Source organism: Flavobacterium sp. CF136, from assembly GCF_000282055.1.
Lineage (GTDB): Bacteria > Bacteroidota > Bacteroidia > Flavobacteriales > Flavobacteriaceae > Flavobacterium.
In genome coordinates this window covers 73,052-89,475 of sequence record NZ_AKJZ01000032.1, presented here as the reverse complement: position 1 = coordinate 89,475, position 16,424 = coordinate 73,052, and the positions used below count along the sequence as shown (strand labels likewise).

Here is a 16,424-nt window from a genome sequence, read left to right as displayed (position 1 = left end):
TTTATTACCTACTTCAATAATTTTTACTTTTAAAACTATATGATTACTTCGCTGTCAATTAAAAACTATGCACTGATTGAAAAACTAACAATAGATTTTTCGAAAGGTTTTTCTATAATTACAGGAGAAACGGGTGCTGGTAAATCAATTATTTTGGGAGCTTTAGGATTGGTTTTAGGAAAAAGAGCCGATTTGACCTCTCTTAAAAATAAAGAAGAAAAATGTGTGATTGAGGCACAATTTGAAATTTCCAAATATAATTTAAAAGAATTTTTTGAGACAAATGACCTGGATTATGAAGATGAAACTATTATTAGGCGTGAAATTCTTCCTTCTGGAAAATCACGCGCATTTATTAATGATAGCCCGGTAAACCTTCAGGAATTGCAGGATTTAAGCCTTTTTTTGATTGATATTCATTCACAGCAGCAAACTCAGGAGCTTTCGGAAGAAGGTGTTCAATTTAAAATTATTGATGCTATTGCGAATAATTTCGAAACAATTTCATCTTATCAAAAATTGCTTAAAACATATAAGTCAGATAAATCTAAACTGAATGCTTTGCTAAAAAAACAAAGTGATTCAGGAAAAGAACAGGAATACAATACTTTTTTGTTAAATGAATTGGTTTCAGCTAAATTAAAATCAGGGGAACAGGAAGAATTGGAAGCTGATTTTGAAAAACTGAATAATGTTGAAACAATAAAAGAATCAATTGATAAATCTTTGGTAATTGCTAATGAAGAGCAATTTGGAGTTTTTCATAACCTGAATGAAATTAAAACTTCATTGCAAAAAATAGCTCTTTTTTCGCCGGAATATCAAAGTTTATTTGAAAGAATTACAAGTGTAGCAATCGAGTTTGATGACATTTCGAGAGAATTACAAAATGCTTCTGAAAAATTATTAAATGATCCTGAGAAGTTAGAACTGACTAATCAAAAGTTACAATTGATTTATAATCTTCAAAAAAAGCATCAGGTGATTTCAGTTGATGAGTTACTTCAGATTCAGGCTGATTTAGAAAGTGCTGTTGTTGAACTTGGCAATATTGAAGAAGAAATAGTTGTGTTGTCACAATTAATTGAACAAAAAACACAAGAATTGGATGCTTTAGCGGCAACAATTCACCAAAATAGAAAGAATGCAATTCCGGTTTTAACAAATCAATTGATTTCAATTCTTGAGACATTAGGAATGCTGAATGTTCGTTTTAAAATAGAACTTTTACCATCTGAAACTTATTTCCAAAATGGGAAGGATGAATTACAATTTTTGTTTTCTGCCAATAAAGGAACTGACTTTGGATTGCTGAAAAAAGTAGCTTCAGGTGGAGAAATGTCACGTATTATGTTGGCAGTTAAAGCAATTTTGGCACAATATTCTAAATTACCTACCTTGATTTTTGATGAGATAGATACAGGAGTTTCCGGTGAAATTGCCATCAGAATGGGAGAAATTATGAAAGGAATGAGTAATAACATGCAAATATTTGCGATTACGCATTTACCCCAGATAGCTGCAAAAGGGGATTCGCATTTCAAAGTTTTCAAATCTACAGTTGATGATGATACACAATCAGAATTAAAATTATTAGCTCAGGAAGAAAGAATTCTGGAAATTGCCCAAATGCTTTCGGGAGCAAATATTTCTGATTCTGCATTAAATCACGCAAAAGAATTACTAAATTAACATAACTTCAAATATGGAAAGTTTAAGTTTTTATGAAAATCAATTTATTAAAGCTGATTCATTGATTTCTGAGGGAAATATTGCTGACGGAAAAGAAATGCTTGAAGAAATATTATCTCAATATCCTGATTTTGGCAAGGCTCATAATCATCTGGGGTGGATTTATTATAATAAGTTAAGTAATTATGATAAAGGGATTTATCATTATAAACTGGCTATGAAATTCGAGCCAAAATATCCTGCACCTTATTTAAATTATACTTATCTGCTTATTGATATTGGTCGGTATGCTGAGGCAAAAGAGCATATTAATTTTACAATGCAAAATTTAGAAAATGTTGATCATTCTTCTTTTAATAGTGAATTAGGGAGAATGGCAGAGTATGAAAGCGAGTATATCCCGGCTTATAATTATTATAAATTGGCAAAGAAAAATGCCCTGAACCCAAATTTTATAGACAATATGGATGCCAACATGAAAAGGGTTAAGGATAAAATGTCTATTTTTGAAAAATTAAAACTCAAATTGAATTAATACAATAAAAATTACAAGATGATTATAGAACCTAGAATGAGAGGATTTATTTGTTTGACATCTCACCCAAAAGGATGCGAGCAAAATGTAAAAAATCAAATAGAATATATAAAATCAAAAGGGCCAATAAGCGGAGCAAAAAAAGTACTGGTTATTGGTGCTTCAACAGGTTTCGGGTTGGCTTCAAGAATAACAAGTGCTTTTGGATCTGATGCAGCTACAATTGGTGTATTTTTTGAAAAACCACCAGTTGAAGGCAAAACTGCTTCGCCAGGCTGGTATAACTCAGCAGCTTTTGAAGCTGAAGCCCATAAAGCAGGTTTGTATGCAAAAAGTATTAATGGAGATGCTTTTTCTAACGAAATAAAAAGACAGACCTTAGATTTAATCAAAGCTGATTTAGGTCAGGTTGATTTGATTATTTACAGTTTAGCTTCGCCAGTTCGTCAGCATCCGACTACGGGAGTTTTACATCGTTCAGTTTTAAAACCTATCGGACAAACATTTACAAATAAAACAGTAGATTTTCATACAGGAAATGTTACTGAAGTTTCTATTGCCCCGGCAAATGAAGAAGATATCACAAATACAGTTGCTGTAATGGGGGGTGAAGACTGGGCTATGTGGATAGATGCTTTAAAAAGTGAAAATTTATTAGCAGAAGGAGCTACAACAGTTGCTTATTCTTATATCGGACCATCATTGACAGAAGCTGTTTACCGTAAAGGTACAATTGGCCGTGCAAAAGATAATTTAGAAGCTACTGCATTTACTATTACTGATAGTTTAAAATCAGTAGGAGGAAAAGCCTATGTTTCTGTAAATAAAGCTTTGGTAACACAAGCAAGTTCTGCAATTCCTGTTATTCCTTTATATATTTCTCTTTTATATAAAATTATGAAGGAAGAAGGAATTCATGAAGGATGTATCGAGCAAATTCAGCGTTTGTTTCAGGATAGATTATATAAAGGATCAGAAGTGCCTGTAGATGAAAAAGGAAGAATTAGAATCGACGATTGGGAAATGCGTGATGATGTTCAGGAAAAAGTGGCTAAACTTTGGTTAGAAGCAACAACAGAAACATTACCTGTAATTGGAGACTTAGCAGGATATAAAAATGACTTTTTAAATCTTTTCGGATTTGAATTTGCAGGAGTAGATTATAAAGCTGATGCAAATGAAGTAGTTGAAATAGAAAGTATCAACTAAATATTTGTAGTATTATAATGAAAACCATCAACCCAAAGTTGATGGTTTTTTTGTGACAATAGCGTATCTTTGCACAAAATTTGAAATTTATAAGATTGTCATTTTAATACCGCAAATTCTCCTATGATTTTTTCTTTAATTATACCCGTGTATAATCGTCCAGATGAAGTCGATGAACTTTTAGAAAGCTTATCGAAATCTGATTATAATGAAGCTTTTGAAATTGTTCTTGTTGAAGACGGATCATCAATTCCATGTAAAGAAGTGGTGAAAACTTATCAGGGAAAACTAAATATATCCTATTATTTCAAACCTAATTCAGGACCGGGAGATTCAAGAAACTTCGGAATGTTAAAAGCTGTAGGTGACTACTTTATTATTTTTGATTCGGATTGCATTATTCCGTCTAATTATTTAACGGAAGTTCGAAAAGAATTGGATAAGGAATATGTAGATTGTTTTGGAGGACCGGACAAAGCCCTGGATAGTTTTTCGAATATTCAAAAAGCAATTAATTTTGCAATGACTTCTTTTCTTACCACAGGAGGTATACGTGGCGGTTCGGAGAAGATTGGTAAATTTCAGCCAAGAAGTTTTAATATGGGGATTTCAAAGAAAGCTTTTGAGGCATCAAAAGGTTTTGGTAATATCCACCCTGGAGAAGACCCGGATTTATCAATCAGATTATGGAATTTAGGTTTTGAAACCAGATTATTTCTAAGCGCATTTGTTTATCATAAACGTAGAATCGATTGGGAGAAATTTTCTATTCAGGTTAATAAATTTGGCCTGGCAAGACCCATTTTAAACAGCTGGTATCCAGAACATAATAAACTGACTTTTTTCTTTCCCACCTTCTTTATATTGGGTTTATTATTAGCTTTTTTACTATTAATTTTTAATTTTGATATTTTATTACAATTATATTTTGTATATTTCGTTATAATTTTTCTTACATCCAGTATTCAAAATAGAAGTATTAAAATTGGATATCTGTCTGTAATTGCAGTTTGGAAACAATTCTATGGCTATGGAACGGGATTTTTAGAATCTTTTATAAAAATTATTCTTTTGAAGAAAAAACCACAAGAGGCTTTTCCTCGTATGTTTTTTTAATATGATATGACAAAAATTATTGGCTTAACAGGCGGAATAGGAAGTGGTAAAACGACTATAGCAAACTATTTTAAGGAAATGGGCGTTCCGGTTTATATAGCAGACGATGAAGCCAGAAAATTGATGCAGTCAAAATTCATAATAGAAGAAATTAAAAAAATATTTGGTGATTCTTTATTTGAAGATGATATTTTAAACAGGGCTAAACTGGCAGAAATTGTTTTTAATGACAGTCGTAAGCTCGATCAATTAAATGCTATTGTGCATCCTGCCGTAAAAAAGGATTTTGTAGCATGGCTGGAAGCAAAGAAAAATTATGCTTATGTGATTTATGAAGCAGCAATTTTATTTGAAAGCGGAAGGTATAAAGACTGTGACGTAGTTATAACGGTTACTGCACCAGAAGAAACAAGAATTGAACGGGTTATAAAGCGTGATAAAACGAATAGAGAACAGGTCTTAGACAGAATGAAAATGCAATGGAAGGATGAAGAACGTATTTCTAAAAGCGATTTTATTATTTTAAATGATAATCTTAAAAATGCTAAAGAAGAAGTTGTTAAAATTCTTAAAATTTTAAATATTAAACAAAATCAGTCTTAAATGTTAATATTTGGTTAATGTATTATTTAGTATATTGTTAAAATATTAATTTTGTCTCGATGAATAAATTATTTTTTAGAATACTGGTTTTGCTTATGAGTTTATCCCTGATTGGGATAATTTTAGTTCAGGTATATTGGTTTAATTCTTCATTAGAAAATAATGATGAGCAATTTAAATACCACGTCAACCAGGTAATCAGTGATGTTTCTGATAAACTTGAACAGCAGGAAGAGTATAGTTTTTATGATAAAATCAACCATATAAAAGACAGTACCGGTAAAATTCCTCAAAAAGAAGACTTATTAGAAATTTTATTTGTTCAAAGAAATACTAAAACAAATAAAACTATAGTTTATAAAAATAGCATTACATCTGAAAAATTCAATATTAACAGTCCGCTGTTTAATAAAAAATTCAATTCGGATGGATTTAAAAGCTTTAGTTCAAAAAGGCTGACGGAGATATACAACAATAACAATATTATTGATAATTCAGTCTTAAATCAAAGTACAATTCCGGATATAAAAATTGAAAAAGACGGAAACCTTGATATTTTAAATAAGGCCCAATTACAAATTTCATATAAGGATTATGCTTCAGCATTACCAATAGACGAAAGAATTACAAAAGAGAAATTGAGAAATCTCTTGAAAAAAGAACTCGTTGAACATTTAGTCAAAACCAAATTTGAATTTGGGATCTATAATAATGGAATCCCGACAAAAATCAAATCAGATGGTTTTCATTACGATAAAGATGCTACTTATAATATCCCTGTTTTTGCTGATAATGAGGGTAATAGCAAATATCAGTTATTAGTAACATTTCCGCAGAAAAAGAAATTTTTATTGTCACAGCTTGTAAGCATTACAATATTATCTATAATTTTTACATTGATTATAATAATTGCTTACACCAGTGCTTTAAACCAATTAATACGTCAAAAACAAATATCTGAAATTAAAACAGATTTTATAAACAATATGACGCATGAGTTTAAAACTCCGATAGCTACAATAAATTTGGCTCTTGATGCGATTCGAAACCCTAAAATTATTGAAGACAAGGAAAAGGTATTTCGATATCTTCAAATGATCAGGGATGAAAATAAAAGGATGCATGCTCAGGTTGAAAATGTCCTTAGAATTTCCAAACTGGAGAAAAAAGAACTTGATATTACTAAAGAGCCTACTGCTATTCATGATGTAATTGAAGATGCGATTGAACATGTGAATTTAATTCTTGAAGATAAGCATGGTACAATTGTAAAACATTTAAATGCTGCAAGAACAACCTGCTTAATCAATGAAGTGCATTTTACAAATGTTTTGGTTAATATATTAGAAAATGCAATTAAATATTCGCCGGATGTTCCTGAAATTGAGGTTTTTACAGAGAATATTAAAGATATGATTCTTGTGAAAATAAAAGATAACGGTTTAGGAATGAGTAAAGTGGCTCAAAAAAGAGTTTTTGAAAAATTTTACAGGGAACATACAGGAGATCTTCATAACGTAAAGGGACATGGTTTAGGTCTTGCTTATGTAAAAAGAATTGTTGAAGACCATAATGGTCAGGTTTATGTAGAAAGTGAAAAAGGAAAGGGTAGTACCTTTATAATAAAAATACCACTAATAAATTAAAAATATGGAAAATATTAATAAAAGAATACTTTTAGTAGAAGATGACCTTAATTTTGGTGCAGTTCTTAAAGATTATTTAATGTTAAATGACTTTGAAGTTACTTTGGCAAAAAATGGTATGGAAGGTTTTGAAAAATTTAAGAAGGATGTTTATGATTTATGCATTCTTGATGTAATGATGCCTTATAAGGATGGTTATACATTAGCAAAAGAAATCAGAGAAAAGAATAGTGAAGTGCCAATAATTTTTTTAACAGCAAAATCTATGAAAGAAGATGTGTTAAAAGGATATAAGGCAGGTGCTGATGATTATTTGAACAAACCTTTTGATTCTGAGGTTTTATTAATGAAAATTAAAGCTATTATTCAAAGAAAATCTTCTGATACAAAAGCAGAACAAGTTCAGTTTGAATTTAATATTGGTAAGTTTCATCTAAATTCAAAACTTAGATTCCTAACATTTGAAAATGATGAGCCAATAAAACTTTCTCCAAAAGAGAATGAATTGCTTAAAATGCTGATTTTGCATGAAAATGATTTAATGCCGAGAGAATTAGCTTTGACAAAAATTTGGAGAGATGATAATTATTTTACTTCAAGAAGTATGGATGTTTATATTGCCAAACTTAGAAAATATTTAAAAGCAGATGAAGATGTTGAAATTTTAAATATTCATGGAGAAGGCTTTAGATTAGTAGTCAAAAGTAAAGCAGTATCTGAATAAATAAAAACATTTTACAATATTATAAAAAGCCTCCAAAAAGTTAGACATTTTTTGGAGGCTTTTTTACAAATTAGTAAGAGGTGATAATTAATTAGGGAAGTTGTCTAAACTAAATTGACACTTAATGTAATTTCAGTTTTCAATAACTTCGAAATTGGACAAATTTCTTTAGCTTTAGTTGCTATTTCAGTAAATTTTTCAGCAGTTATAGAAGGTACTTTTCCATTTAATTCTAAATGAATTAAAGTAATTGTCCCGTCTTCAAAAGTAACTGTGGCTTCAGTTGATAGATCATCAGCAGTAAAACCTCCTTCATTTAATAAAAAACTTAATTGCATCGTAAAACAGCCTGAATGTGCCGCTGCAATAAGTTCTTCGGGATTCGTTCCAACTCCATCTGCAAATCTTGTTTTGAATGATAATTGAGCATTATCCAACGTTGTACTTTGTGTACTAATCGTTCCCTTTCCTTCCATACCGGTTCCTTTCCAGTTGGCATTTGCTTTTCTTGTAAATTTCATTTTCTAGATTATAAAAGTTAATAAAAGTATCCGTTTTTAATATTAAAACCAATTTTTGGTTACTATCAAATATAAGAAATATTTTATATTATCGTTTTATTAATTTGTTACCTTAAAAGTTAAATACAAAAAAAAGGGTATAATAAATAATTTTATTATACCCTTAAAATTTTAATTTTAGAAACTTTTATTCCTGGTTTAAATTTCGCAATTGTTTTAGTTTGTCTTTCCAAACAGCAAGACTTTCTTTATGAATAGCTATGTTTTTACGAACTTCAAGCACTATTGAATTTTCTTTTTTAGCATTTTTTGTATTGGTAAAAAACTGAATATTGTTCTCCAGCTGAAAAATTTCGTTTTGTACTTCTTCAATTTTACGCATCAGGAAAATCTTTTCGTTGTCTAGTTTTCTTGAATCATTACTTTCAGATAATGAATCAATTCTATTAGAAAAACGCATCATATCAGTTTCTTTTTTACTTAGGCTTAATTTGTCAAAAAGGGCGTCAAGGATTTTATTGAATTTTCCTTCTATATGGCGTCTTGTAAAAGGAACTTTTCCAAATCCTTTCCAGGTTTCAATATGCAGTTTAATAGCGTCTAAATCTGTTTTGTGATCACCGGTCAGCTGATAATTTCTCAAAGTATCCAAATATGCTTTTTTATTATCAAATGCAGCAACTTCATCAACGTTTTCTTCTGATTTGTGTTCTTTTAATTTGTCGAAATAATGATTGCAGGCGTCCTTAAATTCTTTCCAGATTTTGTCTGAATACTTTTTAGGGACATGTCCAATTTGCTTCCATTCTTCCTGAATTTGTTTCATAATCGGAGTAGTGGCAGCAAAATCAGTACTTTCCTGTAATTCTTTGGCTTTTGCAACAAGAGCCATTTTTTTATTTAAATTGTCGTTCTGATCTTTTTTAATGTCTTTATAAAATGAATTTTTAAAAGAATTGAAATTTCTAACGGCAGTTTTAAATGAAGCCCAGGTTTCCTCGTTAACTTCAGATGGCACTTTTCCGGCAGCGAAAAACTCATTTCTAAGCGCTTCTACTTTTTGTATCTGAACCAGCCATTGTGAATGAGAGTTTACTTTTTCAGTACCTAAAACTTCAATTTTTGCAATAATTTCTTTTTTAACTTCAAGATTTTGTTGCTCATTTGCTCTTTGACTTTCAAATAAAACTTCTCTTTTGTCATGGATTTTTTTAGTCAGTTCACTAAATTTATTCCAGATTGCATCACGGTGCTCTTTAGAAACAGGGCCAATATCTTCTTTCCAAATTCTATGTAAATCTTGCAGTTCTCTAAATGATTTAGTGATATCTGTTTCATTTACTAAAGCTTCAACACGTGAAATTATTTTTTGTTTCTGCTCTAAATTATATTTAAAATCTAAATCTCTGGCTTCACGATCTAAATGAAGATAATCATAAAAATTCTCTACATGAAAGTGGTAGTTATTCCAGACATGGTTGTATTTGTCTTTTGGTATTGCTCCCGCATTTCTCCATCTGTCTCTTAAATCATTAAAATGTTTAAGTGTATCCTTAATGTTTTCCTGAGGGTTTATAAGTTCTTTTAGTTCCTCAACGATGGCAAGTCGATTTTCTAAATTCGATTTTAAATTGGTTTGCAGATGCTTAAAATGGGCATTTCTTTTTTCTCTAAATACGTTGTAGTATTCGTCAAATTTAGATTTTAAAGGAGAATGATATTCAAATTCTTCATTCGGATCTTGGTTTGAAGCGTTAAATTCTTCTTTTTTCTCTTCTAAAAGGTGGTTGTAGTGTAGTAAGAATGCTTTTTTAATCTCTTCAATATGATCTTTTACAGACATTACTTTATCTATATTGATCAGTTTTTTTAATTCGTCTACAAGGGCATCCAGTGAAAACGTATTATAATCCTGCATAGGAATATCATTACGCTCTTTTAGCGTCTCATCTTCACTTTCTTCTGCGTTAGAATTAGCTATGGCATCTAATGCAACCTGATGACTGTTATCAGTACTTTCAATGTCATTTTCTTCAACAGTAATCACATTTTCAGGTGCTGCTTCTAAACCTGAGATTTCAGTTGATACATTAGTTTGTGTAGAATCAATTGCATTGATTTCTAATTTTCCATCTGCTTCTTGCAGGTTATCATTCTTTTCTTCTAACATTTTTAAATGTATAAGGTTTTTATTTTAAACAATGCGAAAGATAGTAAAGGTGTTTCTAAATACAAAATAAATCGTTTGTTTATCCTGTTTTTGATTTAAAAATCTTACTTATTAATTGGTTTTGAAAGCATAAAAAGCGGTTTAACTCTTAAGAATGAACAAAATTATGAAAATTATTTTTCAAGTTTTTCTTCCGGACTAAGATTGATTTATAAGAGGAACTTTTTTACAATGGGTTTGATTTTTTTGAATTCGGTTAAAATAAAAAAGACTACATTGAAATGTAGTCCCTGGTCTCAATTATTAAGATGCTATATATTATTTATTCCAGATTTTCCATGCTTTCTCTGCCTGGAAAATTAACATGTCATATCCGTTTTTTATTATGGCTCCATTTTCTTTGGCTCTTTTCAAAAATGTGGTTTCTGCAGGATTATAAATCAAATCGTATGCAATATGTTTGTTTGTAAAAAACTCGTATGGAATATTTGGTGAAGCCTCTATGTTAGGGCTTGTACCTATAGGAGTACAATTAATGATAATTTGAAAATTATCAAAAGTGGTTGCATTAATTAAACTATAATCAATAATGTTTTCTTTGGCTTCTCTGGAAACAAAAGTATAAGGAATATCAAGTTCATCTAAAGCAAAAGCAACACCTTTTGAAGCGCCTCCGGTACCTAAAATAAGTGCTTTTTTATGATGTGGTTCAAGTAATGGTTTTAATGATTTTTTGAAACCGTAATAGTCTGTATTATATCCTTTTAATTTTCCTTTTTTGGTAAACTTAATAGTGTTTACTGCACCAATTAAAGCTGCTTTTTTTGAAAGTTTATCTAAAAATGGAATTACCTGTTCTTTGTATGGAATCGTAACATTAAGACCTTTTAGATCGGGATTATTTTTTACTAATTCAGTAAAATAATTAATTTCCGAAATATCGAAATTTTCATAACTGTTGCCTGCGAAAACTTCATCGCTAAATTTTTCAGTAAAATATCCTTTTGAAAATGAGTAACTAATATTACGGCCTAATAAGCCAAAACGCCTCCTTAAAATATCAATCATTATTGTTTTCTATGTTTTTCAATATAATTTTTCACCATTTTTTTTGCCCAGACAACAGGGAATAAATCTTCGATTAAGATATAATTGTCAAAGTTTAAACGTAATCCGTTGCTTAAATGGAATTTAGCTTTTGTGTTGTCCTGAATCATAAAATATAATCCGGCAAGACGATACTCGATTTCATTTTCTTCCGGAAAATATTCAGAAGCTTGAAGTAAAGTTTGAACTGCACTGTCAAATTCTCCTAAAAATTGCAAGATATCAACCCAGAATAACCAGGTATCTAATGCATAATCACCAAATTCTACTGCTTTTCTATAACCAAATTCAGCTTCTTCAAAAAAGTTCATTTGTTTATTAATGGTTGCATAGCGTTTCCAGTACAAACGATTTTGATTGTCAATTGCCAATGCTTTATTGACAAAAAATAATGCTTTCTGGAAGTTTTTCTGACGAACGTAGAAATCGGTTATGGCAATCCATCCTTTGTCTAAAAGAGGATCTTCATGAACTGTCTGATTGAAATATTTTAAGGCTAAAATGGTATTGCCTAATTTTTCATAACATTTACCAATTCGTAAAAGAGCATAGGAAGTTGCATCGTCTAACTCGATTGTACGATTATAGCTTTCAATAGCTTCTGTATATTTTTTTAGGCGCTCATAAGCTTTTGCTTTTTCCATAAAGGCCCCTAAAAACTCATCATCAATCAGTGTAGCATAGTCAAATGCACGAATTGCATTTTCATATTCTTTTACGCCGTAATGTAAGCGGCCAAGCTGATGCCAGGCAATTTCACTGTAAGGGTTTTTATTGATATAGTCATTAAGATATAAAATGGCTTCCTGATTCTGATCTAAAAATTCAAAACAATAAACCACATTATACAAAGCAGACTGATCTTCTAAATCTTCTTCAAGACATTTTATGAAACTGTCTTTTGCCATCTCAAGGTTATCCATGAAAAGATATTCCATTCCGATTAAGTTGTACACGTCAGCGTAATCGTCAGTATATTGCAAAGCAATTTTAAGCAATTCTACCGCTTTTTCGTGTTGGTCTCTTTTAGAACAGATATTAGCTTTCTGGATGTAGATTTCCTCGTTGTTAGGTTCAATTGCATATAACTCATTTAAAAGTTTCTCGGCGATTTCTAATTTATCGTCGTAAACCAACATTTCTACTTGTACTAATTTTAAGCCCGTAGATTTTGGGTGTTGGTCTAATGCAAGTTTTAAGGCCTTTTTTGCTAAATTAGCCTTGCCTATATCTAAATAATGAAGAATAATTTCTTCGAATTCTTCAGAATCAAAAAAGAGTACTTTGTTAGTTTTTAACATCGACTCAAATTTGGATAGGGATAGGTTATAATCTTCTTCTTCGTTGCTTAATTGCATACTTTGTTTTTTTGAAATTAGCCTGTTATAAATTTAGGCAACCATATTATTTTGTGAGGAAAGGAAATTAATTGTTTTGAACAATTTAATTAACAATATGGACAGAAATTATATCCTGTTTTTAGTCATAATCTTCTGATATGTAAAAGATTATTGAATTATTATTCTAATTTTATTTTTAACTCAGCGGCCTAGCCCAGATAGGAACGATATCCTTTTGTTTTTTCTTTAAAAACAAAAGATATAGTGGATAGCTGGAATTAGCTCCTAATTCTTATTATGCTTTTTGTTTGAGGATTTCATCCATAACGTTTAAAATTATGGCACAGCCTTCTTTTATTTCTTCTTCAGAAATGGTTAACGGTGGTGTTATTCGTATGGCGCATCCTTCAAACAGCAGCCAGAATAAAATGAGCCCTTTGTCCTGACAGTTTAAAATTACCTGATTTGTTATCTCGGCAGTTTCAGTCATTGCGGCAAGCATTAATCCTTTTCCTCTAATTTCTTTTATCAAAGGGTGTACCAAAAGTGATCTGAAGAGTGTTTCTTTCTCTAAAGTTTCCAGCATCAAATTAGTCTCAGTTAATTCCTTCAAAGTCGCCAAACAGGCTGACGCAATGACAGGATGGCCACCAAAAGTAGTAATATGTCCTAATTTCGGGTTTTCGGTTAAAAGATCCATTTTTTCAGCTGAAGCAGTAAAAGCACCAACCGGCATTCCGCCTCCCATACCTTTTCCCATTACAACAATATCAGGAATGACATTGTAGTTTTGAAAGCCGAAAAGCTTCCCGGTTCTTCCGAAACCCGGCTGGATTTCATCAACAATCATCATTGCTCCAACTTCATCACAACGTTTGCGGACTTTTTGCAAAAAATTATCCTGAGGCTGAATAAAACCGGCGCCGCCCTGAATGGTTTCCAAAAGAATTGCAGCAGTTCTGGAGGTTATTTTTTGTAAATCTGCTTCATTGTTAAAAGTGATAAAATCAATATCCGGAAGCAGTGGGCGAAAGGCTTGTTTGCGTTCCTCAAATCCCATAACACTCATCGAACCCATTGTATTACCATGATAGGCATTGTGACACGAAATAAGCTGACTTCGTCCGGTTGTTCGTTTTGCTAATTTAAGAGCACCTTCAATTGCTTCTGTACCGGAATTTACTAAATATGTTTTGTTTAAAGATTCAGGCAGGAGCGAAGCCAGTAATTTGCAATATTCAACGGCCGGACTTTGAGAATATTCACCGTAAACCATTACGTGCGAATATTTATCTAATTGATCTTTAATAGCCTGATTGACTCTTGGGTGTTGATGTCCAAGTGTGCAGGCTGAAACTCCGGCCACGAAATCTAAATATTTTTTATTATTTGTATCGTAAATATAAGATCCAATAGCATGTGAAACTTCCATTCCGAGTGGATATGGGGAAGTTTGCGCCTGGTATTTTATAAAATCTGGATTCATTTTTTGAGGTTCTGAGTTTAAAGCTGGCTGAAAACTGTGACAGAGAACTTATTTCTTTGTTTTCTCTCTTTCAGCATCTTTTTCTGCGGCTTTTGGTGTTCCCTTCGCTTTAGCTTTCGGGTTCTTTTTATCGTAATTTAAAGTTTCCTTCCTGACTTTCATCGGAACATTTTCTTTAGCGTTTTCGTCTTTTCCCTCTTTGATTAGTTTATCGTTGAGTTCGTTTTCTTCCGCTGAAAATATATCATCTTTAGATTTTATTCGCTCATCTCCACGCCAGACAAACCCTTTTAATTTACGTGCATTTTCGGGTAAATCGGCTTCAGGATAAATATCGCCATCAACATTGTTGAAAAAAGTAATGGTTTCGACAGCATTATTTTCTAAAATAAGATTGATTTTACTGCTTACATTTTTATTGATTCCGATAAGTTCATTGGCGTCATTCCGCATATAATAAATAACTTCGGTGTTTTTAACCACATCTACATCATGCAGTTTTCCTTCTCTGAATTTTCCATATAAATTGAGCCCCTTGACCTGATTATACCCTGTACCCAGAGTATCCTTGGAGACGAGAAAAGTATTATTGAGTACTTTAAGGGAATCTAATTTTCGGGTTGTGTTATCGCCAATTAAGTGCATTATATCGCCTGTAATCTGGCTTTCTCCATTCCATATAATTGGGTGTCCAATTAATTTTGTTAACGATATTTTGGTGCTGGAATGAAGTGAATCACATTTGCCGCTCATGTCGGTTTTGTAAAAGCGAACATTGTTAAAAGCCCTGATGATCCTGTCACCTTCCTTTCCTGTTACCATCAATTTTTTTCCGTGGATATAAACAGAGTCATTTTCAACAAAGTTTACCGCAACTGCTCTCTTGGTTACAAACATAGAATCTTTTAGTTTGTATATTTCAGCATAATGACCTTTCACGATTCCGCGATTAATTGAATCGGTAATTTTTACATTTCGGGTTGCTGAGGCAAATTCTGTATTACGATTATAAAATAAGCTATCGCCTTCAATTAGCCGGTCATCATATTTTATATAGGATTTTCTGAGGAAATGCGCGACGTTTTTCTTGGTGTCATAAAAGCCTTTTTCGGTATAGATATAATTGGTCTTACTTGTAATGGTGGATGGGCCAAATAAATAACTGTGGCCTGAGTTGCTGTAATAATCTAGATGATTCGATTTTATGACATATTTAGGGTTGGTAATTGTTACTTCCGTCAAAAATTGAAATTTCTTTTGTGCTACATAATACCTGCCTGATTTACTGACTAAAACATTGTCTTTGTTGACAATTGTACCTTTAGTATTGTAAAAAACTTCCTGGACATTTCTGTCAAAATTAATAGTATCGGTTTGTAAAGTTGCATCCGGAGAGGTCATAACGGCATTTCCTGTGGCAAATGCTTTTTTTACATTTCCGCTATATTCGGCATATTTACTGTTTAAGAATAAAGTGTCTCCTTGTACAAGCTGTACATTTCCGAAAGCTTTGATGTAATTTTCTTTCTGAAAGAAATAGGCTCTGTTACAAGTCATAACTACACCATCATGATTTATTTTTACATTCCCGGTCAGCAAAAGCGCACCGGGAATTTCTACTTCGTTGACATCTGAAAAGTCTGCGTTTTCAACGATTATTTTTTTAGGCGTCTGTGCAAATATGCCTTGTACGCTTAATAAAAGCAAACAATAAGATATGAAAAAGAGTGATTTCTTCAATTGATTTAATTTTTGTCAAATTTATGAAAAAGGTTAGAACCTTCACCGATATTAAGATTTATTTATACTGCTAAAAATTAGTATCGGTTTAAAAATTAAAAATTGATAAGTGCAGTTTTTTTTCTTCTGAAAAGTATTAAATTTTATTTTTTAATGCTTCAGCGTCAATATCGCTGTGTGAAACATCATAAATCGCTTTTCCGTCTTTGATTAATATCAATTGAGGGGATTCATGATAGACGTTAAATCTGTCTGCAATTTCGTTGGATACATCACGATGCACAATTAAATCCAGAAAAAAAGCATCGACTGTTTCTTCTAAATCATATTCTCTTTCAAATTGTTTCAACGCCATTCGGCTAATGCTGCATCTTGTACTATGTTTAAAAATTACAATAGGCTTAACATTAGACATACTCTCTATATCATTTAACTGTGCTAAATTTGTAAGAGGAATCCAGTTTATATTACTTTTTTGAGAATCCGAGCTATCCGAATTTCCGAAGATTGAATTTAAAAAACTCATATTTTGTCT

14 protein-coding genes are annotated in these 16,424 nt (G+C 31.5%); 7 read left to right on the top strand and 7 right to left on the bottom strand.

The window, feature by feature from the left end; genetic code table 11:
* Window positions 1–39 precede the first annotated feature (39 nt).
* From recN to PMI10_RS11485, 7 genes are all read left to right on the top strand, one after another.
* Window positions 40–1,692, top strand: coding sequence for a DNA repair protein RecN (gene recN / locus PMI10_RS11515; protein WP_007807932.1), 1,653 nt, complete (start codon window positions 40–42; stop codon window positions 1,690–1,692).
* Between the two features lie 13 nt (window positions 1,693–1,705).
* Entirely contained in the window at window positions 1,706–2,227 is a 522-nt protein-coding gene (locus PMI10_RS11510; protein WP_007807930.1) for a hypothetical protein, read from the top strand.
* A gap of 18 nt (window positions 2,228–2,245) precedes the next feature.
* Window positions 2,246–3,436, top strand: coding sequence for an enoyl-ACP reductase FabV (fabV, locus tag PMI10_RS11505; RefSeq protein ID WP_007807928.1), 1,191 nt, complete (start codon window positions 2,246–2,248; stop codon window positions 3,434–3,436).
* A 123-nt stretch (window positions 3,437–3,559) separates the two neighbouring features.
* Window positions 3,560–4,552, top strand: coding sequence for a glycosyltransferase (locus tag PMI10_RS11500; protein WP_007807926.1), 993 nt, complete (start codon window positions 3,560–3,562; stop codon window positions 4,550–4,552).
* Window positions 4,553–4,558: 6 nt separating this feature from the next.
* The gene (coaE, locus tag PMI10_RS11495; RefSeq protein WP_007807924.1) at window positions 4,559–5,155 is read left to right on the top strand and encodes a dephospho-CoA kinase; all 597 of its coding nucleotides are present in this window, start codon (window positions 4,559–4,561) and stop codon (window positions 5,153–5,155) included.
* Window positions 5,156–5,214: 59 nt separating this feature from the next.
* Complete coding sequence (locus PMI10_RS11490; RefSeq protein ID WP_007807922.1) at window positions 5,215–6,801, top strand: sensor histidine kinase; 1,587 nt, start codon at window positions 5,215–5,217, stop codon at window positions 6,799–6,801.
* A 4-nt stretch (window positions 6,802–6,805) separates the two neighbouring features.
* Entirely contained in the window at window positions 6,806–7,525 is a 720-nt protein-coding gene (locus PMI10_RS11485; RefSeq protein WP_007807916.1) for a response regulator transcription factor, read from the top strand.
* A 104-nt stretch (window positions 7,526–7,629) separates the two neighbouring features.
* Here PMI10_RS11485 and PMI10_RS11480 read toward each other — a convergent pair whose 3' ends face one another.
* The 7 genes from PMI10_RS11480 to ytxJ form a co-directional block, all read right to left on the bottom strand.
* On the bottom strand, window positions 7,630–8,046 hold the full coding sequence (locus PMI10_RS11480) for an OsmC family protein (RefSeq protein ID WP_007807915.1): 417 nt from the start codon (window positions 8,044–8,046) through the stop codon (window positions 7,630–7,632).
* A gap of 187 nt (window positions 8,047–8,233) precedes the next feature.
* Entirely contained in the window at window positions 8,234–10,216 is a 1,983-nt protein-coding gene (locus tag PMI10_RS11475; RefSeq protein ID WP_007807912.1) for a DUF349 domain-containing protein, read from the bottom strand.
* Window positions 10,217–10,534: 318 nt separating this feature from the next.
* Window positions 10,535–11,284, bottom strand: a complete 750-nt coding sequence (locus tag PMI10_RS11470; protein WP_007807910.1) for a shikimate dehydrogenase family protein — start codon at window positions 11,282–11,284, stop codon at window positions 10,535–10,537.
* Complete coding sequence (locus tag PMI10_RS11465) at window positions 11,284–12,681, bottom strand: tetratricopeptide repeat protein (protein ID WP_007807908.1); 1,398 nt, start codon at window positions 12,679–12,681, stop codon at window positions 11,284–11,286. The genes PMI10_RS11470 and PMI10_RS11465 overlap by 1 nt, the downstream gene beginning before the upstream one ends.
* A gap of 277 nt (window positions 12,682–12,958) precedes the next feature.
* Window positions 12,959–14,149, bottom strand: a complete 1,191-nt coding sequence (locus tag PMI10_RS11460) for an aspartate aminotransferase family protein (RefSeq protein ID WP_007807907.1) — start codon at window positions 14,147–14,149, stop codon at window positions 12,959–12,961.
* Between the two features lie 48 nt (window positions 14,150–14,197).
* Window positions 14,198–15,889 carry an OstA-like protein gene (locus tag PMI10_RS11455; protein ID WP_007807905.1) on the bottom strand — a complete coding sequence of 564 codons (1,692 nt, stop codon included), beginning with the start codon at window positions 15,887–15,889 and terminating at the stop codon, window positions 14,198–14,200.
* A gap of 136 nt (window positions 15,890–16,025) precedes the next feature.
* Window positions 16,026–16,415 carry a bacillithiol system redox-active protein YtxJ gene (gene ytxJ, locus PMI10_RS11450; protein ID WP_007807903.1) on the bottom strand — a complete coding sequence of 130 codons (390 nt, stop codon included), beginning with the start codon at window positions 16,413–16,415 and terminating at the stop codon, window positions 16,026–16,028.
* Window positions 16,416–16,424: the final 9 nt, after the last annotated feature.

Coding starts and splice junctions, on each gene's coding strand:
- recN (WP_007807932.1), top strand. CDS start 40: ATGATTACTTCGCTGTCAATTAAAAACTATGCACTGATTGAAAAACTA.
- PMI10_RS11510 (WP_007807930.1), top strand. CDS start 1,706: ATGGAAAGTTTAAGTTTTTATGAAAATCAATTTATTAAAGCTGATTCA.
- fabV (WP_007807928.1), top strand. CDS start 2,246: ATGATTATAGAACCTAGAATGAGAGGATTTATTTGTTTGACATCTCAC.
- PMI10_RS11500 (WP_007807926.1), top strand. CDS start 3,560: ATGATTTTTTCTTTAATTATACCCGTGTATAATCGTCCAGATGAAGTC.
- coaE (WP_007807924.1), top strand. CDS start 4,559: ATGACAAAAATTATTGGCTTAACAGGCGGAATAGGAAGTGGTAAAACG.
- PMI10_RS11490 (WP_007807922.1), top strand. CDS start 5,215: ATGAATAAATTATTTTTTAGAATACTGGTTTTGCTTATGAGTTTATCC.
- PMI10_RS11485 (WP_007807916.1), top strand. CDS start 6,806: ATGGAAAATATTAATAAAAGAATACTTTTAGTAGAAGATGACCTTAAT.
- PMI10_RS11480 (WP_007807915.1), bottom strand. CDS start 8,046: ATGAAATTTACAAGAAAAGCAAATGCCAACTGGAAAGGAACCGGTATG.
- PMI10_RS11475 (WP_007807912.1), bottom strand. CDS start 10,216: ATGTTAGAAGAAAAGAATGATAACCTGCAAGAAGCAGATGGAAAATTA.
- PMI10_RS11470 (WP_007807910.1), bottom strand. CDS start 11,284: ATGATTGATATTTTAAGGAGGCGTTTTGGCTTATTAGGCCGTAATATT.
- PMI10_RS11465 (WP_007807908.1), bottom strand. CDS start 12,681: ATGCAATTAAGCAACGAAGAAGAAGATTATAACCTATCCCTATCCAAA.
- PMI10_RS11460 (WP_007807907.1), bottom strand. CDS start 14,149: ATGAATCCAGATTTTATAAAATACCAGGCGCAAACTTCCCCATATCCA.
- ytxJ (WP_007807903.1), bottom strand. CDS start 16,415: ATGAGTTTTTTAAATTCAATCTTCGGAAATTCGGATAGCTCGGATTCT.